Here is a 20,244-nt window from a genome sequence, read left to right as displayed (position 1 = left end):
GCGTGGAATACGAATTCTTCGCAGGGTGGTGGTGATGGCGTCCGCGTTCTCCTTCTGGAGCGCCGCCACCCTCATCGTCGCCACCATGCTGTCCGACCCGAAGTCCTGGGCGGTCCCGCTCCTGATCGGCGGATCCCTTCTGGCGGTCATCGGGAGTGTGCTCACCGCCCTTGAGCGGCGACACTCCTCCGGCGCCGGCGAGAGTGACGTCACACCTCGCGATGGGGACGTCGGCTGATGGGAGACGTCTCGGTCAGCGCCGGCCGGGCCGTCTCCCATGGGGCCTGGGGCAGGTGCTGCAGGAAGGCGGTACCTGTCGCGACGTGTGAGCGGGCATTCCGGTCACGGCATCGGGCGGCAGAGGTCCCACGACGTGAGCGAGCCCTGCCGGCTTCGCTCACCCGTAGTGCTCCCCGACCAGCGCGGGCGGGCACGTCTCGCCCGCGAAGATCACCGTGCCGAGCGCCCCGAACGCGTCGGCCAGTGACCAGCCTGCCGCCGCGGGCCGGCGTCCAGTAGATCCCGGCAGCCGAGCCGTCGAACGAGTTGGACGAGCAGAGCAGGACCCCGGTGACCGGCGCTGCGCAGTGGGCCGGGCCCCGGTCGACCATGCAAGGGCGGCGCGCGAGACGGTGACGGGCTTCGGCGTGCCGGTCGAGCCGCTGGTGACGCAGGTGCAGGCGAGCCGCGCCGAGGTCACGCGCTCTCGTGCACCCGCGCCGGCGTCCACCTCGTGCGCCACGCGGTAGGCCGCCCGCACGATGAACGTCGAGTTGAGCACGCTCCCCGGCACGGCCTGCTCCAGCCCGAGCAGCAGTTGCTGGGCGTAGGTGAACGGGATCTCTGTCGTCATTGGCCTCTCCTGGGCGTCCCCGAGATGATCAGCTTCTTGAAACCGGTGAGGAAGGTCGATCGCACCCGGACCGGTTCGCCGGCCACCTCGACGTCGGCGAACGTCGCGAAGAGCGTCGCGAAGAACAGCCGCAGCGTCAGCCGGGCCAGGTGGGATCCGATGCAGTAGTGGTGTCCGCTGCCGAAGGCGAGATGGCGGTTGGGCGTGCGGGCCGGGTCGAACGTGTCGGGGCCGGCGAAGACGGCGGGGTCGCGGTTGGCCGAGCCGATCCAGGCGACCACGGGCTCGCCCGCCGCGAGCTGCACGCCCGACAGCCGCACCGGCCGGGTCGTGTGCCGCATGAAGTGGCTGCCGGGCGACGCCCACCGCAGCGCCTCCTCCACGCCGCCGCGCAGCAGGTCGGGACGGCTCGCCCAGGCGCGGTAGCCACCGCCGCGGGCCAGCTCGAACACCGTCGTACCGGCCACGTGGGGCAGCGTGACGCCGGCCCGAGCAGCAGGCTGTAGCAGTTGGAGACGGCCGTGCCGGGGTCCATCCGGCCGCCGTCCGGCGACAGCATCAGGCTGATCAGGTCGTCGCCCGGTTTGCGGGCGCGTTCCCGTACCAGGTGGACGAAGTAGGCGAACAGCTCGCGGTGCGCCCACATCCTGCGGCACACCTTGGCGACCAACCTGCTGCGCGCGGGCGTCGACGTCGTCGTCGCCGCCGAACTCCTCGGCCATGCCCGACTCGACACCACGCGCCGGTACACCCTGCCCACCCACGCCGACCTCGAAGACGCCGTCAGCCACCTCCCCACTGATCATTAGGGCACCGCTGAACTGGGCGGACTCAATCGCGTGTACCTGGCTGCACCACTCTTACCGACACCCCGGTTCGGCGCCGGTCGGCCACCGGTAGTGGGCGTCGGGGAGGTTCTCCTCGTTGTCGGTGCCGTCTCCCAGCGCCGTCAGGGTGAAGCCGTGCCGTTCGTAGAAGCGGCGGGCGCCGGTGTTCCGCTGGAACACGTGCAGGTCGAGCAGGCCGGGCCGTACCTTTCTGACCTGGGCGAGCAGGGCTGAGCCGACGCCGTGGCCCTGGGCCTCCGGCGCGACGTACAGGTGTTCCAGGCACTGGCCGTCCAGTGCGGCGAACCCGGTGACCTGGCCGTGCAGTTCGGCCACCCAGGTCTCCTGGCGGGCGACCACGACCCCGGCGATCCAGGCCCTGGTCTCCTCGTCGGTGTGCAGGCGCGGCAGGTAGGTCATCTGGCCACGCGCGGCCAGGAAGACGTCCGCGATCCGCTCCGCGTCGCCGTGCCATGCCCGGCGTACGAGAGGCAGCGCGTCGTGTGCCATGAGTTCGGCCATCTTGCGCAGCCGAAGGAAATAGGAGAACGCCCCGGAGACGGGCGAACGGTGATCGAACCGTACGGCACTCAGGTCGGCCAGGCAGGACCGCAGGATGTCCCGATGGTCGGGATGCAGGGCTCCACCCTGACGCAGGTAGGTCTGTACGCAGCCCGCGACGGTCGAGTCCAGCGTGACCAGGGATGGCACCTCCGGAAAGGGCGGTCGCTGGTGCTGGGCCCACAGGGTCTGGACCGTTCGGTGCATCGCCTGATGCGCGTCAGGGCCCGGCCAGCGCCAGCCGTGCCGGTATCGGTGCTCGTCGGCGGACAGGATGCGGCGATCACGTTTCTCCGTCGTACGGCGCAGCGCGAACGCCGCCATCTCCGCCAGCCGGGCTTTCCGGCTGGTCTCCAGGATGTCCAGCGCGCGGAGCAGGGCGGTCTCGTCCGTCCGTATCCGTCCGGCGCGGCCGGTGATGTAGTCCCAGGTCGCGTTGTATCCAACGGGCATGTAACGCTCGACCGCGCATCTGAGGGAGGTGTAGCGCAGGCCGTACGGCAGATCCTGATTCCGGACCCGGCGCGCGTAGGTACCGAAGCTCATGATGCCGCTCGGACGACTCTGCGGACGTTCACCTTCTCGGACACCGTCATACAGTGCCATGTCCGGCTATGAACGGGCCATCGGATATTGCGGCATCCTTTGATGTCAACCCAGGCCGAGCGTTTGGCGTGGCCGTAGGGCGCGGGCGCGCAACGCGGCCTTGGCGGCGGCGGTGCCCTGCGGCGTGAGTGCGAACGGTGCGCTGAGCGGGCGCGTGGGGCGATGGCAGTCGAGTGCTCACAGAGGTAGAAGTTCATCCGCGAAGGTCTATGGGTACGAGTGGGCATGGTGATGGATCGTCCACCGCGTCCTTGCCGAGGATGACACCACGGAGCCCACGGTCAACCGGCGGCGATCGCGTCGAAGCGGGACGCGTCGGTGGCGTGTCCCCAGCGGCGGCACTCCCAGGCCAGGCGCCGGGCACGGAGCCGTAGCGCGTCGGGGGTGCGGTCGGCGGGACGTGGGTGGCCTGCCGATCGGAGTCCTCTCCCGAGCGGGGCGTCGGCGCGCAGGACCTCCTCGGCGGCCGAGGGGTCACCGGTCAACACCCGCAGGAGGGCGCGGCGTACGTAGCCGAAGTCGTCGTTGGGACAGCGCGCGATGTGCTCCTCGGTCGCCGCGTACGCGTCGTCCAGCCGGCTCTGCGTCAGAAGCAACTCGACGTGCAGGCGGTGCAGCCACGACCTGTCGAGCCACCAGCCGTTCCGCGGGATCGCGTGTTCCACGGTGGTCAGGGCGTCGGTGATGCCGCCTTCCTCGCGCAGCAGCACGGCTTCGGCGAGCGCGAGGCGCACCGCTTCGTGGTCCCCTTCGGCGCCGACCGCGTGGGCTTGGGCGAGGAGGTCGCGGACATCGCTGTTGCGGCGTTCGTAAAGGGCAAGGTAGGCCCGGCCGGCCAGCCGGAGGACCTTTACCTCCGGCTGTTTGTGATCATCGGCAAGCGGCGGCGGGAGGAGGCTGAGCAACCGCCGGTCCACGCTCCAGCCGGTCTCGTCGCGCACGGTGGCCTCGATCCGCTCGCCCAGCACCTCGCGCAGCGAAACCTCCAGCCAGTCGTGGTACCACGCGCCGAACGACTCGGCCTGCGGGGCCAGCGCCTCGCCGACGCACGTCCAGTCACCCCAGACCTGGCCCGCGGCCGGGCCGTTGACGACCAGGTGGGAGCGGTAGCCGCAGCCGTGCTCGGCGACCGGCAGCAGTCCCTCGAACGCGGCTTCCATGACGTCGTCGTAGTCCTCGTCGTCCGTGGGCGGCTCCCACTCCTCGGTGAACGGGAACGGGCCGAACCGCGCCCAGGAGCCGTCCGGTCGCACCCCGTGCACCCCGTAGTACGGGCCGGCGCCGCCATTGCCGAGCCGGGTCAGGAACGTGCGGTAGTCGGCCGGAAAGCGCACCCCGATCCGCGCCTCGACGACCTCCAAGGCGGCCTCGTCGAGTGGCGGCGTGAACCGGTAGCGGTGTTCGCGGGCGCCGAAGAGGTCGAGGTCCGTGTCGTACTCACGGAGCGCGTCGAGGCCACGCCGGATGACGTCCAGATCCACAGCGGCACCCTACCCGGAGGCGGCCTGAATACGGCGGAAAGGGACTTTGGGTGTTAAACACCGGGTTGGTGTGGGGTGATGGGCGCCCTTGGTCCGATCGGCCCGGCGGGTGCCGAGGAGCCGGCGAGGCTGATCCCGGCGGACGGCTGCGGCGGGCCATGAAGCGGAGAGACAGGTAGGTTTCAGCCGGGTGGTGTCTCGCGCGCCCACCGGGGCGGCTCTCGCCTGGCGGCTTCGATCGCCGCGCGGGTGGGACGTCCGACCGAATCGGGGATCCGGTCGAGGGGGACGCCGAGCGCCTCAGCCCAGAGGCTGCGCCAGGAGAGCCGCCGGGCGGCCTTTCGCTCGGCGCGGTGACGGCGACGGTGACGGCGGCGGTCGGCCTCCGCCCGGGCCGCGGACTCGTCCCGCAGCCACGGCGGGGTTTTCCTGAGCAGTCCCGCGACGTGGTCGGCCGTCCAACGGCCGCTTGCCGGGCGGAGCCACCGGATCACGTCGGCCGGTATGCCGAACATCTCGGCCACGGACTCGTCGGACAGCCGGGAGGCCGCTCGGGTGGCCTGGTCGACGGTGGCCCGCTCGGCTCGGCGCCGCTGGGAGGCCTCTTCGGCGGCACGCCGCTCCTCCGCCTGGACGGCCTGTTGCAACTCCACCTCCGCCCGCGCTCGCAGCAGCCAGGCAGGAGGTGAGGAGACCGCCTCGCGGAGGAGAGGAGCCAGTAGGTGGCCGCCGAACTGGGGCAGCTCGGCTGGGATCATCTCAATGGGCACACCCAGCTCCCGTTCCGCGTCCCGGGGCGAGACCAGGAGACGCACAAGTTCCACTGATCTCGGGGTGAGTTCGGCGAGCATCGCCTCCAGTTCGGCGCGAGAGAGACGGGCATCCCGCAGGATCTCGGTGAGCGGTGGGACGCGGAGGTCCGCCATGCGGTGAAGGGGCCTGAGCGGCCCCGGCCAGACGCCGGCGGCGGCCATCAGTGCAGCGGTCCACAGGAGGACCCGCACGCCGTCCGCGTCGAGGGTGGGCTTGGTCGCCTCTATCTCCGCGCGGGCCGCGACGGCGCGTGCGAGGTTCAGCTTGCGGGTCTGGACGGCCTTCCTGGCGGCCTCGGAGCGGGAGACCGCCCGCGCGGCGGCGCGTAGCTCGGCGTCCGCGCGGACGTGGTCGGCCAGAGCGTCCACGTCAGCGGCGCGATAGTAGTGGACGGTGAGGGTCTGGCCGTACTTCCGGATCTCCTCGGTGGCCACGGGTGCCAGACCGGCGGCGGCGGTGATCCGTTTGAAGCGGTCGGCCGAGACGCCGAGCCTGGCCGACGCCTCGGTGATGGTGCAGCGGCGCTCCGCGGCGAGTAATTGCCGGAAGTACTCGATGTCGGCTTCGGCCGCCCTGACGGAGACGGGATCGAAGGTCCGGTCGGGAAAGCGCCGGAGCAGGCCGGTCGTGACCGCGAGTTCGATCTCCCAGACGCTGAGCCCGAGCAACTGCCGGATCGCGTTCCTGCCCAGGCCCCGTGCCATGGCCCCACCTCCCGTGTCGGACGTCAGTGTGCCGGGCCGCTACGACATTTCAGTGAGTCGTTATCTCGCGGCGGAGAGTAACCGAGACATCGTCGTGGTTGTCGCAGACGTCATCGCCCCGTAGACCGCCGTCTTTTGGAGTCCAGGGGACGGCACGTCATACGGATCTTCCCGAGTGCCGCCGGTTCTGGGTCGGTTGAATCCACCGATCCTTGGGTGGGCGGCCTCTTCCGTCGCTTCCTCCGCCGACAGCGCACAGCCGGGATCAGTAGTGAGCGATGATGCGTCGAGCCGGGCCGTCCACGGTCACCTGTCCGCCGTAGGGCAGGATCCATTGGGGATCGGTGTGCCCGAAGTCGACCCCGAACACGACCATGGCCTCGGGGTTGTAGGAGTCCAGTGCCCGCAGGATCGCTTCGCGTTGTTCGGCGCGGTAGGTGTCCCGCGCTTCGGGCGCGGTGCGGCGCAGCAGGCCGCTCGCTTTGGCCGTACCGATGAGGATGGCCGGAAACTGCGCGAGCAGACCACGTTCGCCGGCGTTGCGTAGCATGCGGAACACCTCCTGGGCCGAGGGCATCTCCTCGGAGGTCTCCAGCAGCAGCACGCAGCCGGCGTAGTCTTCGACCGGGCGGATCCATCGGTTCGCGGCCAGGTTCCAGTGCAGGATCTCCAGGTTGCCGCCCCAGGTGGGGGCGGTGACGACCCGGTCGGGCCGGTGCCAGCTCCAGCCGGGACTGGGCCGGGTTGGCGCCGCACGGTTCAATGACGCGGGTTCGCCCCAGTCGAGCTCGTCTTCGCTGAACACGTCGACCGGATGCAGTTCGATGTCCCCGCCGGTGAGCAGCGCCGCCCGCAGTGAGTCGGCCGACACCGGGTGCAGGCCGCCGCCGCGCCCCAGGTGCACCATCGTCGATCCGCCGTGATAGCCCGCCACATCAAGGTTCCACAACCAGTTGAGCAGGTTGGTGTTGTCGCTGTAGCCGACGAACGGCTTGGGGTTGGCGGTGACCACGGCGGGATCCAGGAAGGGCAGCACGCTGATCTGGTCATCCCCTCCGATTGTGGCCAGCACCGCGCGGATGTCCGGATCGGTGAACGCGTCCATCAGATCGGCCGCTCGATCCTGTGCCGAGGCGCTCAACCGGCGGGTCGTCGGATATTCCACCGGTTCCAGCCCGAACTCGTCGCGAAGCCGCCGCATCGCCAGCTCATGCACGGCCGGGAACATCCCCGGTGCCGCGAAGGAGGGCGAGACCACCGCGACCCGGTCTCCGGCGGTCAGCTTCGCAGGCGTGGTCAGATTGGTGCGCATGTCTTCATCTAACCGGATCATGCAACTGGAAGCTGATAGGGGAGGTCGACCTCGGTCCCTCAAGCTGAGATCACGGCCATGGTGCCGCGCTGCCCTGGTCAGGGTTGTGGCCATGGGGGAACTGAGCAAGGCGGAGCTGGACGCGTTGGTCGAAGAGGCCACCGTCGACGCCTACAACGAGGACGAGCAGCTCTCCGGGTTCCACGTCATGCTCGATGAGCACTTGGCGCTGCCGTTCCAGACGACCGTCCTGGGGGTCGAGGTCACCGTCAAGGACCGGCCTGCACCTCCGAATTGGGGGAGAGCTGAGCCGGTCGGGGAAAACCGGTCGCTGCCGGGAGCGGTCTGCTTCTACGCTCGATAACCATGACCGTCGAGTGGGCCCCGCTGGGCAAGGACGATGTCGGGGCGTGGGCGGAGTTGCTGGTGGCGATCGACGCGGTCGATCAGGTCGGGGGGCGAGCCGACGCGGACGACCTCGCCGAGGATCTCGCCAACCCGCTGCTCGATCCCGTCGAGGGCACGCTGGGGGCGTGGGAGTCCGGCCGGCTGGTCGCGTACGGGATGACCATGGCTCGGGCCGCGGCCGAGCCGGTGCATCGGATGAGCCTGTGGGGCGGGGTGCATCCGGAGTATCGGCGCCGGGGGCTGGGGGGCCACCTGCTGGAGTGGGCGATCGGCAACACCCCGGTGCTGCACGAGCGCCGCTTTCCCGGGCAGCCGCTCGAACTTCATGTCGAGGTGGACACCCGCAACGAGGGCTTGCGGGCGCTGGTCGCCGGGGCCGGGATGGAGCCCGCCCGGTGGTTCTACGGGATGGCCCTCGACCTGGGCGCCGAGCTGCCGGAGGTCTCACTGCCGGACGGGCTCCAGATCGTCACCTACCGGGATGACCTGGAGGACGCCGCCCGGGAGGTGCGTAACCGCGCCTTTGTCGACCACTGGGGGAGTGTCCAGCACACCGCGGAGTCCTGGCGGAACACCATCGTCGGGGTGAAGGTGTTCCGGCCTGGGAGTTCCTTCGTCGCGCTGGACGCGTCGGGGGGGAGCGTGGGCATTCTGCTCACCCACTATTTCGAGGCCGACACCGAGGCGACCGCGATCTCCAGCTACTGACAATTCTCCCAATAGGGCGTTAGGGTTGGCGCAGCCACCGGCCCCGGGAGTTCGGATGCGTCCCACGGCACTGCTCGCCGCGCTTTCGCTCGTGCTGGTCACCGCCTGCGCCTGCGCCTCCGGCGACGGGCAGGCGGGGCCGGAGGTCGAGGTGCTCGGGAACTTCGGTGACAGGCCCACCGTGCGCTTTCCCGAGGGCGCACTCTCCGGCGGCCTGAAGTTCACCGAGCTGATGACGGGCACCGGCGCGGAGATCGGGGGGAACGACCTGGTCGTCGCCCAGTACACCGCGCACGTGTGGGACGGCAAGGACAACCGCCTGCTGGCCTCCAGCTTCAACCAGGGCGCCCCGGCGTCCTTTCCGCTGAACCAGACGATCACCGGTGTGGGCAAGGCCCTGCGCGGCCACAAGGTCGGCAGCCGGGTGGTCGTCGCGGTTCCGCCGGAGGAGGCGTACGGCCCCAACCCGCCCGGCGGGATGACCGCCGAGGACGGGCTGTTCTACGTGGTCGACGTGCTCGGCGCGTTCCCGCCCGACGCCACCGCGAAGGGCGGGGGCGGGGTCCTCGACGGGGTCAGGGTCACCGGAGTCTCCGGCGGGCGCCCGGTCATCTCCCTGTCGGGCACCGCGCCTCCCGCCGACCTGAGGAGCAAGATCCTCGTCCGGGGCGCCGGGGCCGAGACCCGTGCGGGACAGCTCATCGTCACCCAGTACGAGAGCAGGGTCTGGGGCGAGGACGTCTCCGACTCCACCTGGGCGGCGGGGCAGCCCAAGGCCTTCCAGATCGGCAAGGGCCGCGTCATCGCGGGCTGGGACCGGGCTCTGGTCGGCGTCCCGGTGGGCAGCCGCGTCCTGGTGATCGTCCCGCCCAGGTTCGGCTACGAGAACGGCCTGCCGCCGTCCGTCAAACCCGGCGAGACGCTCGTCTTCGTCGTCGACGTGCTGGCCGCCTACTGACCCGTGCGCCGGGCGTGACCTTTGCCGCCCCCACCTACAATCCGGGCTGTGAGCGGTGATGACCTCGACAAGGTGGCGGTACTTCACGACCCGGTGCGCCGGGCCGTCTACGACTATGTGACCTCCCGTGGCCGGGAGGTGGGGCGCAACGAGGCGGCCGAGGCGGTGGGGATCCAGCGGACTCTGGCCGCCTTCCACCTCGACAGGCTTGTCGAGGCCGGCCTGCTTGACGCGGGCTTCAGGCGGCTGACGGAGCGGACGGGACCCGGCAGCGGCCGGCCGGCGAAGGTCTATCACAGGGCGCGGGGGGAGTGGCAGGTCAGCGTGCCCGCCAGGGACTACCGAACGCTCGCCCTGGTGCTGGCCGAGGCGGTCGAGTCGCTCGGCGGGGAGGAACGGGCCGAGCAGGTCGCGCGACGCGCCGGGGCCGGGTTCGCGCGGCAGGACGATGATCTCGTCGGGGTGCTGCGGCGGCGCGGCTACGAGCCGTACGAGGAGGAGGGCCGGGTACGGCTGCGCAACTGCCCGTTCCACGTGCCGGCCGAGGAGTATCCGCTGCTGGTCTGCTCGGTGAACCTGGGGTTGTGCCGAGGGCTGCTGGAGGCGCTCGGCCAGGACGCCTCGGCGGCCCGGCTGGACCCGCGCCCGGCGGAGTGTTGCGTCACCTTCTCTAAAAATAATGAGAATTGACATAGAAAGGCCGGGGATGATCTGCTGTGCTCATGCATCTGGCCCAACTGAACATCGCCCACATGCGTGCTCCCGTCGACTCCCCGGAACTGGCCCCCTTCGCCGCCGGTCTCGACCCCGTCAACCGGCTGGCCGAGGCGACTCCCGGCTTCGTCTGGAGACTCAAGGGCGGTGACGCCCCCGGGGACACGGTCAAGCACGACTACGGTGACCACCTGCTGATCAACTTCTCGGTCTGGGAGTCGCGCGAGGCGCTGTGGGACTACGTCTACCGCAGCGGCCACCTGGAGTTCCTGCAGCGGCGCAGGGAATGGTTCCTGCGCACGGCGGAGCCGTCCTCGGTGATGTGGTGGATTCCCGAGGGGCACGAGCCGCCCCTGGCCGAGGGAATGGAGCGCCTGGAGCGGCTCAGGAGGGAAGGCCCCACGCCTGAGGCCTTCACCTTCAAGGATTTCTACGACAGCAGCGAGGCCGTGTGGCGTCCGGCGGCGGCCGAGGCCAGGAAGTAGGCCAGGTCCTCGTCCAGGCCACGGCCCATCGTCGACAGCCTGACCGGAGACTCCCGCAACGCCGCGTACAGCCCGTCCACCGGGACCTCGATCAGTTCGTGCCGCGCGGCGAGCGGGCGCGACTGCTCGGCCACCCGCCTGCCGAAGTCGCCGGGCAGCACGGGTACGGCGATCTGGGCGGGGGCCAGCGCCACCCGGCCGTAGGCGGTCAGCGAGTGGTGCGAGACCCCGATGTGGCGCTCGCGCAGATCGCCTTCGCTGACCCGCAGTGCCGCGACCGGGCGGCCGCCGAGGACGGCGGCGGCGTTGATCGCCTCGCCGGCCGAGACGCCGGAGAAGCCCCAGCGGGTGCCGCTGCCCAGGTTGCCCGGCCCCTGGGTGACGACCGCGACGTCGGCCCCCAGGACGTGCCGGGCCGCCAGCAGGCCGGTGTGCGGCGTCACCGCCTCCACGTCGCCGCCGAAGGCCTGGCCCACCGTGACCACCCCGCACAGCCAGCCGGTCTCTCGTAGCCGCGCGCACGACATGGAGAACCAGGCGGGCAGCGCGCCCCCGTCGAGCATCACGTAGGCGACCCTGGCGGGCCGGTGCCCGCCGGACTCCCCGGTACGCGGCGGATTCGAGCCGTACAGGCCGCAGAGAATCGCCGGCAGGGCCGAGTGCAGGTCGGCGACGATCACCGGCATGCCGTCCACGGAGTCGGCGTCACGCAGGAGGTGGTGGAAGGGCGAGTCCTGCTCGTCCGCGCCGAGTACGGTGGTCTGTAACGGGGTGTAGCGTGCCTTCACCAGGTGTCCGGGACCTTGAGGATCTTGTGGCAATCGGTCGGGAACAGCCACCACCATGGCGTAACCTCCCGTACCGAGACCCATCGCGAGCGCGGTCGTGTTGAGCAGCACCACGTCACCGGGCTCCGGGCGTCCCACCAGGGCCGGATAGGCGAGCGCGCGCGCCTCGCCGTCCTCGGTGGTCACGTCGAGTTCCATTGCCCCCGGCCATTCGCGCCGGATCCGTACGACCTCGCCCCTGCGCCATCTGATCACGGGGGAAGGGTAGCGTCACTTGAACAGGGAGGAGGCCGGATGTCGCGCCGGAAGACCGAGCGGCTGCTCAATCTCGTGATCTGCCTGCTGGCCACGCGGCGGCCGCTCAGCGCCGAGCACATCCGCCAGGCGGTGCCGGGCTACGACGCCGACAACGACGAGGCCTTCCAGCGGATGTTCGAGCGGGACAAGAACGAGCTGCGCGAGATCGGCATCCCGATCGAGGTCCACAAGGACCCCTGGGAGGAGGATCCCGGCTACCGGATCGTCCGCCAGGCCTACGAGCTGCCGGAGATCACCCTGGAACCGGACGAGGCCGCGGTGGTGGGTCTGGCGGCCCAGGTGTGGCAACGGGCCAGCCTGGCCGAGGCGGCCAGTGGTGCGCTGCTGAAGCTGCGCGCCGGGGGCGTGGAGACCGACGAGGCGTACGGGGTGCTCGGCGGGGCGTTGGAGCTGCGCGTCGACACCCAGGATCCGTCCTTCCCCGCGCTCTGGGAGGCCGTGCGCGACCGGCGGGCGGTCCGCTTCGCCTACCGGGCGGCGGCCAGCCAGAACGTGCTGACCCGCACCGTGGAGCCGTGGGGCGTGGTCAGCCGCCGTGGCCGCTGGTACATGGTCGGTCACGACCGCGACCGGGACGCGCCGCGGGTCTTCCGGCTCAGCCGGATCGGCGGGGCGGTCACCACCGTCGGCCGCCCGGGTTCCGTGACGGTGCCCGAGGGCGTCGACATCAAGTCCATGGTCGTCTACAGCGACGCCGCGGTCCGGGAGCGTACCGCCCTGGTCCGGGTCAGGCAGGACACCTGCCAGGGACTGCGCCAGGTGGCGAAGGCGGTGCGGCCCGCCGGCGACGGATGGGACGAGCTGGAGGTCGACTTCACCGATACCGGCCGGCTGGCCGGGTGGATCGTGGGCTTCGCCGCCGACGCGGAGGTGGTCGGCCCGCCGGACGCCCGCGACGCGGTGATCTGCCGCCTGAAGGGAGCACTCGCGTGAGCACCGCCGATCGCCTGCCCAGGTTGCTGGCGCTGGTGCCCTATCTGATGTCGCACCCCGGGGCACAGGTGCCCGAGGTCGCGAAGATCTTCGGCCTGAGCGAGAAGCAGCTCATCGACGACCTGCAGCTGGTGTGGATGTGCGGGCTGCCCGGCCACACCCCCGGCGACCTGATCGACGTGTCGTGGGACGGCGGGGAGATCGTCATCGACAACGCCGACACCATCGCCCGCCCGCTGCGGCTGGGGGTGGACGAGGCCAGCGCCCTGCTGGTCGCGCTGCGCCTGCTCGCCGAGATGCCGGAGTTCGGGGAGCGCGACGCGCTGGCCCGGGTCATCGCCAAGTTCGAGCAGGCCTCGGGCGAGGGCGCGGCGGCGGTCAGCAGCCAGGTCGCGGTGGAGGTCGACGCCGCGCCCGACGCGCTGCCCAGCGTCAACGAGGCGCTGCGGCGCGGTAGACGGCTGTCGCTGCGCTACTACGTGCCGGGGCGCGACGAGATCACCCCGCGCGAGGTCGACCCGATGCGCCTGGTCGTCGTGGACGGCCGTCCCTACCTGTCGGGCTGGTGCTACCGGGCCGAGGCGGTCCGGCTGTTCCGGCTGGACCGGATGCTCTCCGTCGACGTGCTCGACGTGCCCGCCGACCCGCCCGCCGACGCGGTGCCGGACGAGGTGACGCCCGGGGTGTTCCGGCCCTCGCCGACCGACGAGCTGGTGGAGCTGGAGCTGACCGCCGCGGGCCGCTGGGTCGCCGAGTACTACCCGTGCGAGGAGGTCACCGAGCTCGGTGAGGGCCGGGTGCGGGTGGCACTGCGCGCCAGGGACCAGGGCTGGGTGGTACGCCTGGCGCTGCGCCTGGGCGACACCGGCAGGGTGATCTCGCCCGCCTCGCTGGACGCGAGCGTGCGCGCCGCCGCGACGGCCGCGCTGAATCGTTACGAGTCGGTCTCCTGACGTGCGGTACTAGGATCTCCCACTATGAGCTGGATCATCGCCGCGCTCTCGCTGGCCCTCGTGGGGCTGGGAATCCTCGGTTTTCTGGCTGTTCGCGTACTGCGCGCGGCCACCGAACTCGGCCGCGAGATCGACCGCGCGCACGGGAGGCTGGAGCCCGTCCGGGTGCTGTTCGGCGAGAGCGGGGGGACGATACGTGTTCCGAAGGGATGAGTCTGCCCTCGAGGCAGCGTACGATCGGACACAGAGACTGCACGTCGTTCGGCGTAAGGATGTGTAATGCCAAACCTCGGAGCCACTGAGCTGATCATTATCGGCTTGATCCTGGTGCTGCTTTTCGGTGCCAAGAAGTTGCCGGAAGCCGCCCGCGGGATCGGCCGGTCGCTGCGCATCTTCAAGTCGGAGACCGCCAAGCTCCGCGATGACGACGAGGCCGACGGCACGACCACCACGGTCGTCCAGGCCCAGGCCCAGCCCGCCGCCCCGGCGCCGCAGCCGATCCCGGCCGCGACTTCGACGCCGGCCTCCGCGCAGAGCGTCGAAGAGCAGGCCCGCCAGCTTGAGGAGCAGGCGGCCAGGCTGCGAGCCCAGTCTGGAGCGCCCAAGACGCAGTGATCGGCGGTAGCCTGAAGATCTAACCCCGATCAACCGACTCGTCACCCCAGGATTCGTGAATGGCGCTGCTGAAGTGGCCTAAACCGGGCCGGAACGGGACGGAACCGCCCGCTGACTCTGGCGACGGTCGCATGCCGCTCATGGAGCACCTGCGTGAGCTGCGCAACCGGCTGATCATCGCCATGCTCGGCCTGCTCGTGGGCGTCGTGGTTGGTTTCATCTTCTTTGGCCCGATCTGGCAGTTCGTGTCTGCCCCTTACTGTGGGCTTCCCCAGGCGCAGGAGTTGCGGCCTGGACAGTGCACGATGCTGATCCTCGGCGTCTTCGACTCCTTCTTCGTGAACCTCAAGGTCGCGGCGATGTTCGGCCTCGTCGTCTCCTCGCCGATCTGGCTCTGGCAGATCTGGGGTTTCGTCACCCCCGGCCTGTACCGCAACGAGAAGCGCTACTCGATCCTGTTCATCGTGCTGGCCGTCCCGCTGTTCCTCGCCGGTGCGGCTCTGGCCTACTTCGTGATGGACACCGGGCTGTCGATCCTGCTCGGGTTCGCCCCTCCGGGAACGCTGACCGGCATCACGATCGACGAGTACCTCAGCTACGCGCTGCTCATGATCATCGTGTTCGGCATCTCCTTCGAGCTGCCGCTGCTCATGGTGTTCCTGAACATCATCGGGGTGCTGCCGCGCGCGCTGGTGGCCAAGCACCGCCGGATGGTCATCTTCCTCATGTTCGTCTTCGCGGCGATCGCCACCCCCGGCGGCGACCCGTTCACGATGATCGCGCTCGCCCTGCCGATGGTGGCGCTGTTCGCCCTGGCCGAGGGGTTCATGTACCTGCGGGAGAAGAGGCAGCCGAAGGGCGAGGACTTCTCCCACCTCGACGACGACGAGGCCTCCTCGCTCGACGACGACGCCTCGCCTCTGGGCGACGTGACCCCCGTCGGTGATCCGGCTCCTATCGATTCGAGAACGACCGACACCGATCCCAGCAAATAGGGGATAAGTTCCGATCTGTGCCCGCAGAGATCGCAGTCCTCGTCAATCCCGCCGCCCGCGGCGGCCGTTCACGGGGACTGCTCTCCCCGGTGCTCGACCGGTTGCGGCAGGGCGGTCGCGAGGTCTCGGTGATCCTCGGAGACTCCGCCGCCGACGCCCTGGACCGCGCCTGCCTGGCCGTCGCCGAGGAACCGGAGGCACTGGTGGCCTTCGGCGGTGACGGCCTGGTCCACCTGGCACTCCAGGCGGTCGCGGGCAGTGGCGTGCCGCTGGGCGTCATCCCGGTGGGCACCGGCAACGACATCGCGGGCGCGCTCGGCATCCCGCTGAAGGCACCCCTGGCCGCCGCCGACACCGTGCTGCGCGGGCGGGTGCGCACCGTCGACGCCGCGAAGGTGGGCGAGAACGAGTGGTTCGCCGGGGTGGTGGCCTGCGGCTTCGACTCCCGCGTCAACGAGCGGGCCAACCGGATGACCTGGCCGCCCGGCATGGCCAGATACCTGGTCGCGCTCGCCGAGGAACTGCGCTCCTTCAGGCCCATCCCGTTCCGGATCGACCTGGACGGTGAGATCGTCGAGCGGGAGGCCATGCTGGTCGCGGTCGGCAACACCCGCTCGTACGGTGCGGGCATGCGCGTGTGCCCCGATGCCGTGCCCGACGACGGCCTGCTGGACGTGACGATCCTCGGCGCCGTCCCCCGGGGAGAGTTCCTGCGCGCCTTTCCCCGCGTCTATCGGGGCTCGCACGCGAGTCACCCCGCCGTCACCATGCACCGTGCCCGAAGGGTGCGGGTGGAGGCTCCCGGAGTGATCGCCTACGCCGACGGCGAGCGGGTCGGTCCCACCCCGCTGACCTGCGAGGTCGTTCCCGGAGCGCTGGCGGTCCTCGTTTAGGGCCGCTCCGTTCGCGCGATCGGCCGGATCGCCGGGTAAAAAAGGGGGGACGGACCGGAATCCCGATATCGGTAGGCTGGGAGGTATGACGACCCCGGCGGAACGATACGCTGCCTTCCGTCAGAGCCAGGCTGAGAGTGGGCCGGCGCTGACCTCGTTCCGTGGCCTGTACGACTTCGAGCTGGATGACTTCCAGATCGACGCCTGCCGGGCACTGGAGGCGGGCGACGGGGTCCTCGTGGCGGCGCCCACCGGCTCGGGAAAGACGGTCGTGGGCGAGTTCGCCGTGCACCTGGCCCTGGCGGAGGGCCGCAAGTGCTTCTACACCACCCCGATCAAGGCGCTGTCCAACCAGAAGTACAACGACCTGGTCAGGCGGTACGGCGCGACCAAGGTGGGCCTGCTCACCGGTGACAACAGCGTCAACGGTGAGGCTCCCATCGTCGTCATGACGACCGAGGTGCTGCGCAACATGCTCTACGCCGGCTCCGGCACCCTGGCGGGGCTCGGCTTCGTCGTCATGGACGAGGTCCACTACCTCGCCGACCGGTTCCGCGGCGCGGTCTGGGAAGAGGTGATCATCCACCTGCCCGAGTCGGTGCGGCTGGCCGCCCTGTCCGCCACGGTCAGCAACGCCGAGGAGTTCGGCGAGTGGATGGGAGAGGTCCGCGGCGACACCAGCGTCATCGTCGACGAGCACCGCCCGGTCCCGCTCTGGCAGCACATGCTCGTCGGCAACCGCATCTACGACCTGTTCGTCACCGGCGACGAGGACCGTCGCGCCCAGATCAACCCCAACCTGCTGCGCATCGCCAGGGACGAGGAGCGCCAGGCGTACGGCAGGGGCCGCCGCGGCTACCCGCGGCCCCGCAGGAACGGCCCGCCGGACCGGGCCGCGGCCATCGAGCGACTGGACGCCGACGCCCTGCTGCCCGCGATCACGTTTATCTTCTCCAGGGCCGGTTGCGACGCCGCCGTCATGCAGTGCCTGCACGACGGCATCCGGCTCACCACCGACGCCGAGCGCCACGAGATCCGCCAGATCGTCGACGAGCGCACCGCGCACCTGCCCGACGAGGACCTGGCCGTGCTCGGCTACCTCGAGTGGCGCGACGCCCTGGAGCGGGGCCTGGCCGCCCATCACGCGGGCATGCTCCCGGCCTTCAAGGAGGTCGTCGAGGAGCTGTTCACCCGCGGCCTGGTCAAGGCCGTGTTCGCCACCGAGACCCTCGCGCTGGGCATCAACATGCCCGCCCGCTCCGTGGTGATCGAGAAGCTCGACAAGTGGAACGGCGAGACCCACGCCGACCTCACCCCCGGCGAGTACACCCAGCTCACCGGGCGAGCCGGGCGCCGCGGCATCGACGTGGAGGGCCACGCGGTGGTCCAGTGGCAGCCGGGCACCGACCCCCTCCAGGTCGCCGGCCTGGCCAGTACCCGTACCTACCCGTTGCGCTCCAGCTTCCGCCCCTCGTACAACATGGCGGTCAACCTGGTCGGCCAGGTGGGCAGGGAGCGGGCCAGGACGCTGCTGGAGTCCTCGTTCGCGCAGTTCCAGGCCGACCGGGCCGTGGTGGGCATCGCCAAGCAGGTGCGCCGGGCCGAGGAGGCCCTGGAGGGCTACCGCCAGGCGATGACCTGCCATCTGGGCGACTTCGAGGAGTACGCCGCGATGCGCAGGGCCCTGTCCGACAGGGAGGCCGAGCTGTCACGTCAGCGCGGCGCGGCCCGCAGGACGCAGGCGCTGCGCTCGCTGGAGGCGCTCAAGCCCGGCGACATCATCAGGATTCCCGGCGGGCGCCGCGCCGGCCTGGCCGTCGTTCTCGACCCCGGCCTCAACTCCCGGGGCGAGGGCCCGTCCCCGCTGGTGCTGACCATCGGCAAGCAGGTCAAGAAGCTGTCGCCGGCCGACTTCCCCGTCCCGGTCGAACCGGTCGAGCGTCTGCGCATCCCGAAGAACTTCAACGCCCGCTCGCCGAAGGAGCGGGCCAACCTGGTCTCCTCGGTACACGCCAAGATCGGCGACCGGGACTTCGGCAAGCCCGTCAGGGCACGCGACCACGCCGCCGAGGACGAGGAGATCACCCGCCTGCGCCGGGAGATCCGCCGGCACCCCTGCCACGGGTGCGACGAGCGCGAGGACCACGCCCGCTGGGCCGAGCGCTACCACAAGCTGCTCCGCGAGACCGAGGGGCTGCGCCGCCGGGTCGAGGGCCGCTCCCACGTCATCGCCCGCACCTTCGACAAGGTCTGCGGGGTGCTCGACCAGCTCGGCTACCTCGACGGTGAGAGCGTCACGACCGAGGGCCGCCGCCTGGCCCAGCTCTACACCGAGCTGGACCTGCTGACCGCCGAGTGCCTGCGCGCCGGGCTCTGGAACGACCTGGACCCGGCCGAGCTGGCCGCGTGCGTCTCCTCGCTGGTCTTCGAGTCCAGGCAGGCCGACGACGCCCGCCAGCCCAGGATCCCCGCGGGCGGCGCGCAGCAGACGCTGGCCGACATGGTCCGTCTCTGGGGTGAGCTGGAGTCGATCGAGAGCGACCACGGGCTGTCGTTCATCAGGGAGCCCGACTTCGGCTTCGCCTGGGCGGCCTTCCGCTGGGCCAGGGGGCACACCCTGGATTCCGTGCTCCGAGACGGCGCCGGTGGCGCGGAGCTGGCCGCGGGAGACTTCGTACGCTGGATGAAGCAGCTGCTCGACCTTCTCGGCCAGATCTCCACTGCCGCCCCCGCCGGGAGCAAGGTCAAGCAGAACGCGAGCAAGGCGATGGACGCGCTGCGTCGCGGGGTGGTGGCCTACTCGTCCCTGGCCTGAGCCGGGCCGTGCGGGGGGCGTACCGGGTACGGCTGGTTTCCCGGACGAGGCGCGGTCAGGCCAGGCTGAAGCGGACCTCGCGGGTGGTCGGGTCGGCGCGGGTCAGCCGCACGCGCACGCTCCTGCCCAGCCCGAGCCCCTCGCCGTCGCAGCGGGCCACCACCGCCGGATCGGTGAGCTGTACCTGGCCCCACGGCCGGTCCTCGGCCACGTCGATCACCACCGCCTCGAACGTCTGGCCCACCCGCTCACGGAGCACGAAGGCCTCCACCAGGTCCACGCACGCCCGCTCGACGCCGTTCGCGCGCCGCCCGGTGGCGTGCATGATCTCCGGCAGCTCGCCCATGGCCTCCTGGACGTCCTGCGGCACCGGCTCGCCCGCCGCGATGGCCAGGCAGATCTCCGTGGCGTAGCGGTCGATGAGCCGGCGCAGCGGCGCGGTCACATGCGCGTACGGCGCGCCCACAGCGGCGTGCTCCGCCTGCGAGGGGGGCTCGCCGTTGAAGGCCACGTAGCCGGCGCCGCGCAGCAGCACCGTCGACTCCTGCAGGAACGCGGCCTGCTCGGGGATCTTCGGGTCGAGGGCGTGCACGACGTCGCCGTACCCGGCACCCTCCGGCCAGGGCACGCCGAGTGCCGCGGCCACCCTGCGGACCTGGGCGACCCTCTCGGCGGGGGCGGGCGGCAGCACCCGCAGCAGGCCGATCTCCGCGTCCAGCATCATCGAGGCGGCGGCCATGCCGGTCAGCAGCGAGATCTGCGCGTTCCACGCCTCGGCCTCCAGCGGGGCGCGCAACTCCAGCCGGTAGCCGTCCCCGTCCGGAACGACCTCCTGGTCGGGGGTGGGCAGCGTGACGCCGCCTCTGGCCCGCTCCAGGGTGAGCCTGAGCCGGCCGATCTCGGCCAGCAGCCGCAGCGTGCCGTCGGCGGTGCCGGTGTCGATCGCGGCCTGCGCGTAGTCGTAGTCGAGCCGCTCGCGGCTGCGCACCAGCGCCCTGGTCACGTCCGCGCCCACGATCCGGCCCTCCGCGTCGAGGTCGACGCACCACAGCGCGGCGGGCCGCGTCACGCCCGGCAGCAGGCTGGCGGCGGCCTCCGACAGCAGGGGCGGGTGCAGCGGCACGCGCCCGTCGGGCATGTAGACCGTCTCGCCCCGGGTGCGGGCCTCGGTGTCGATCGCCCCGCCGGGCCTGACGAACGCCCCGACATCGGCGATGGCGTACCAGACGCGGTAGCCGCCGGGCCGCTCCTCCAGGTGCACGGCCTGGTCGAGGTCCATCGCCCCTGGAGGGTCGATGGTGATCAGTGGCAGGTCGGTCCGGTCCAGCCGGGGCAGGGCGGGCACCTCGGCGACCCACTCGGCCTCGTCGACCGCCGCCCGGGGAAACCCCTCGGGCAGCTTCATCTCACGGCGGATCCGTTCGAAACCGTCGTCGAGCCGGGGGTGGGACTCTCCGGGTACCCGGATGCTCTTGTGAGGCACAGGGAGCAACCTACCGGCTGG

The 20,244-nt window shown here is 70.9% G+C and carries 22 protein-coding genes; 14 read left to right on the top strand and 8 right to left on the bottom strand.

Annotation, left to right across the window (positions count from 1 at the left end; translation table 11 throughout):
* Positions 1-34: 34 nt before the first annotated feature.
* Positions 35-238: a hypothetical protein gene (locus ABZ260_RS02455; RefSeq protein ID WP_184758756.1), complete on the top strand. Its 204-nt coding sequence runs from the start codon at positions 35-37 to the stop codon at positions 236-238.
* 159 nt (positions 239-397) lie between these two features.
* On the opposite strand, the gene ABZ260_RS02450 is transcribed toward ABZ260_RS02455, so the two are convergent.
* Both ABZ260_RS02450 and ABZ260_RS02445 read right to left on the bottom strand, forming a co-directional pair.
* Complete coding sequence (locus tag ABZ260_RS02450; RefSeq protein WP_184758757.1) at positions 398-853, bottom strand: hypothetical protein; 456 nt, start codon at positions 851-853, stop codon at positions 398-400.
* On the bottom strand, positions 850-1,320 hold the full coding sequence (locus ABZ260_RS02445) for a cytochrome P450 (RefSeq protein ID WP_355611908.1): 471 nt from the start codon (positions 1,318-1,320) through the stop codon (positions 850-852). Before ABZ260_RS02445 ends, ABZ260_RS02450 begins: the two co-directional genes overlap by 4 nt.
* Positions 1,321-1,497: 177 nt before the next feature.
* On the opposite strand from ABZ260_RS02445, the gene ABZ260_RS02440 reads away from it, so the two are divergent.
* Positions 1,498-1,662 carry a site-specific integrase gene (locus tag ABZ260_RS02440; protein ID WP_355611919.1) on the top strand — a complete coding sequence of 55 codons (165 nt, stop codon included), beginning with the start codon at positions 1,498-1,500 and terminating at the stop codon, positions 1,660-1,662.
* Between the two features lie 51 nt (positions 1,663-1,713).
* Here the strand turns inward: ABZ260_RS02440 and ABZ260_RS02435 are convergent, their stop codons facing one another.
* The 4 genes from ABZ260_RS02435 to ABZ260_RS02420 all read right to left on the bottom strand — a co-directional run bounded on the left by ABZ260_RS02435 (position 1,714) and on the right by ABZ260_RS02420 (position 7,157).
* Entirely contained in the window at positions 1,714-2,787 is a 1,074-nt protein-coding gene (locus ABZ260_RS02435) for a GNAT family N-acetyltransferase (RefSeq protein WP_355611904.1), read from the bottom strand.
* A gap of 341 nt (positions 2,788-3,128) precedes the next feature.
* Positions 3,129-4,328, bottom strand: a complete 1,200-nt coding sequence (locus ABZ260_RS02430; RefSeq protein ID WP_355611902.1) for an SMI1/KNR4 family protein — start codon at positions 4,326-4,328, stop codon at positions 3,129-3,131.
* Positions 4,329-4,510: 182 nt separating this feature from the next.
* The gene (locus ABZ260_RS02425; RefSeq protein ID WP_355611899.1) at positions 4,511-5,845 is read right to left on the bottom strand and encodes a hypothetical protein; all 1,335 of its coding nucleotides are present in this window, start codon (positions 5,843-5,845) and stop codon (positions 4,511-4,513) included.
* A gap of 265 nt (positions 5,846-6,110) precedes the next feature.
* Positions 6,111-7,157, bottom strand: a complete 1,047-nt coding sequence (locus ABZ260_RS02420) for a S66 peptidase family protein (protein ID WP_350915306.1) — start codon at positions 7,155-7,157, stop codon at positions 6,111-6,113.
* A gap of 112 nt (positions 7,158-7,269) precedes the next feature.
* On the opposite strand from ABZ260_RS02420, the gene ABZ260_RS02415 reads away from it, so the two are divergent.
* From ABZ260_RS02415 to ABZ260_RS02395, 5 genes are read left to right on the top strand one after another with little or no spacing between them, the layout of a single operon-like run.
* Positions 7,270-7,521, top strand: coding sequence for a calcium-binding protein (locus ABZ260_RS02415; protein ID WP_355611895.1), 252 nt, complete (start codon positions 7,270-7,272; stop codon positions 7,519-7,521).
* Positions 7,522-7,523: 2 nt separating this feature from the next.
* Positions 7,524-8,273, top strand: coding sequence for a GNAT family N-acetyltransferase (locus ABZ260_RS02410; protein WP_355611892.1), 750 nt, complete (start codon positions 7,524-7,526; stop codon positions 8,271-8,273).
* 55 nt (positions 8,274-8,328) lie between these two features.
* Positions 8,329-9,231, top strand: a complete 903-nt coding sequence (locus ABZ260_RS02405) for an FKBP-type peptidyl-prolyl cis-trans isomerase (protein WP_355611889.1) — start codon at positions 8,329-8,331, stop codon at positions 9,229-9,231.
* Positions 9,232-9,279: 48 nt separating this feature from the next.
* Positions 9,280-9,921: a transcriptional regulator gene (locus ABZ260_RS02400; protein ID WP_355611886.1), complete on the top strand. Its 642-nt coding sequence runs from the start codon at positions 9,280-9,282 to the stop codon at positions 9,919-9,921.
* A gap of 32 nt (positions 9,922-9,953) precedes the next feature.
* Positions 9,954-10,430, top strand: coding sequence for a DUF3291 domain-containing protein (locus tag ABZ260_RS02395; protein ID WP_355611883.1), 477 nt, complete (start codon positions 9,954-9,956; stop codon positions 10,428-10,430).
* Here the strand turns inward: ABZ260_RS02395 and ABZ260_RS02390 are convergent.
* Positions 10,376-11,473 carry a DUF3866 family protein gene (locus ABZ260_RS02390; protein ID WP_355611880.1) on the bottom strand — a complete coding sequence of 366 codons (1,098 nt, stop codon included), beginning with the start codon at positions 11,471-11,473 and terminating at the stop codon, positions 10,376-10,378. The two genes, ABZ260_RS02395 and ABZ260_RS02390, sit on opposite strands and share 55 nt — an antisense overlap.
* Before the next feature lie 39 nt (positions 11,474-11,512).
* On the opposite strand from ABZ260_RS02390, the gene ABZ260_RS02385 reads away from it, so the two are divergent.
* The 7 genes from ABZ260_RS02385 (at position 11,513) to ABZ260_RS02355 (ending at position 18,740) form a co-directional block, all read left to right on the top strand.
* Positions 11,513-12,469: a WYL domain-containing protein gene (locus tag ABZ260_RS02385; protein ID WP_350919276.1), complete on the top strand. Its 957-nt coding sequence runs from the start codon at positions 11,513-11,515 to the stop codon at positions 12,467-12,469.
* A complete protein-coding gene (locus ABZ260_RS02380) occupies positions 12,466-13,422 on the top strand; it encodes a WYL domain-containing protein (RefSeq protein ID WP_355611877.1) in 957 nt (318 codons plus the stop codon). Before ABZ260_RS02385 ends, ABZ260_RS02380 begins: the two co-directional genes overlap by 4 nt.
* A gap of 24 nt (positions 13,423-13,446) precedes the next feature.
* Entirely contained in the window at positions 13,447-13,635 is a 189-nt protein-coding gene (locus tag ABZ260_RS02375) for a hypothetical protein (RefSeq protein WP_350963105.1), read from the top strand.
* Between the two features lie 66 nt (positions 13,636-13,701).
* Positions 13,702-14,037 carry a Sec-independent protein translocase subunit TatA gene (gene tatA / locus ABZ260_RS02370; protein ID WP_355611873.1) on the top strand — a complete coding sequence of 112 codons (336 nt, stop codon included), beginning with the start codon at positions 13,702-13,704 and terminating at the stop codon, positions 14,035-14,037.
* 140 nt (positions 14,038-14,177) lie between these two features.
* On the top strand, positions 14,178-15,032 hold the full coding sequence (gene tatC / locus ABZ260_RS02365) for a twin-arginine translocase subunit TatC (RefSeq protein ID WP_355611870.1): 855 nt from the start codon (positions 14,178-14,180) through the stop codon (positions 15,030-15,032).
* Between the two features lie 17 nt (positions 15,033-15,049).
* On the top strand, positions 15,050-15,925 hold the full coding sequence (locus ABZ260_RS02360) for a diacylglycerol kinase (RefSeq protein ID WP_355611867.1): 876 nt from the start codon (positions 15,050-15,052) through the stop codon (positions 15,923-15,925).
* Positions 15,926-16,010: 85 nt separating this feature from the next.
* Positions 16,011-18,740 carry a DEAD/DEAH box helicase gene (locus tag ABZ260_RS02355; RefSeq protein ID WP_355611864.1) on the top strand — a complete coding sequence of 910 codons (2,730 nt, stop codon included), beginning with the start codon at positions 16,011-16,013 and terminating at the stop codon, positions 18,738-18,740.
* Between the two features lie 55 nt (positions 18,741-18,795).
* Here the strand turns inward: ABZ260_RS02355 and ABZ260_RS02350 are convergent, their stop codons facing one another.
* On the bottom strand, positions 18,796-20,223 hold the full coding sequence (locus tag ABZ260_RS02350) for an RNB domain-containing ribonuclease (protein WP_355611861.1): 1,428 nt from the start codon (positions 20,221-20,223) through the stop codon (positions 18,796-18,798).
* Positions 20,224-20,244 lie beyond the last annotated feature (21 nt).

It is taken from the genome of Streptosporangium sp. NPDC006013 (assembly GCF_040614275.1).
Taxonomy (GTDB): domain Bacteria; phylum Actinomycetota; class Actinomycetes; order Streptosporangiales; family Streptosporangiaceae; genus Streptosporangium.
This window is presented reverse-complemented; position numbering and strand designations above follow the sequence as displayed.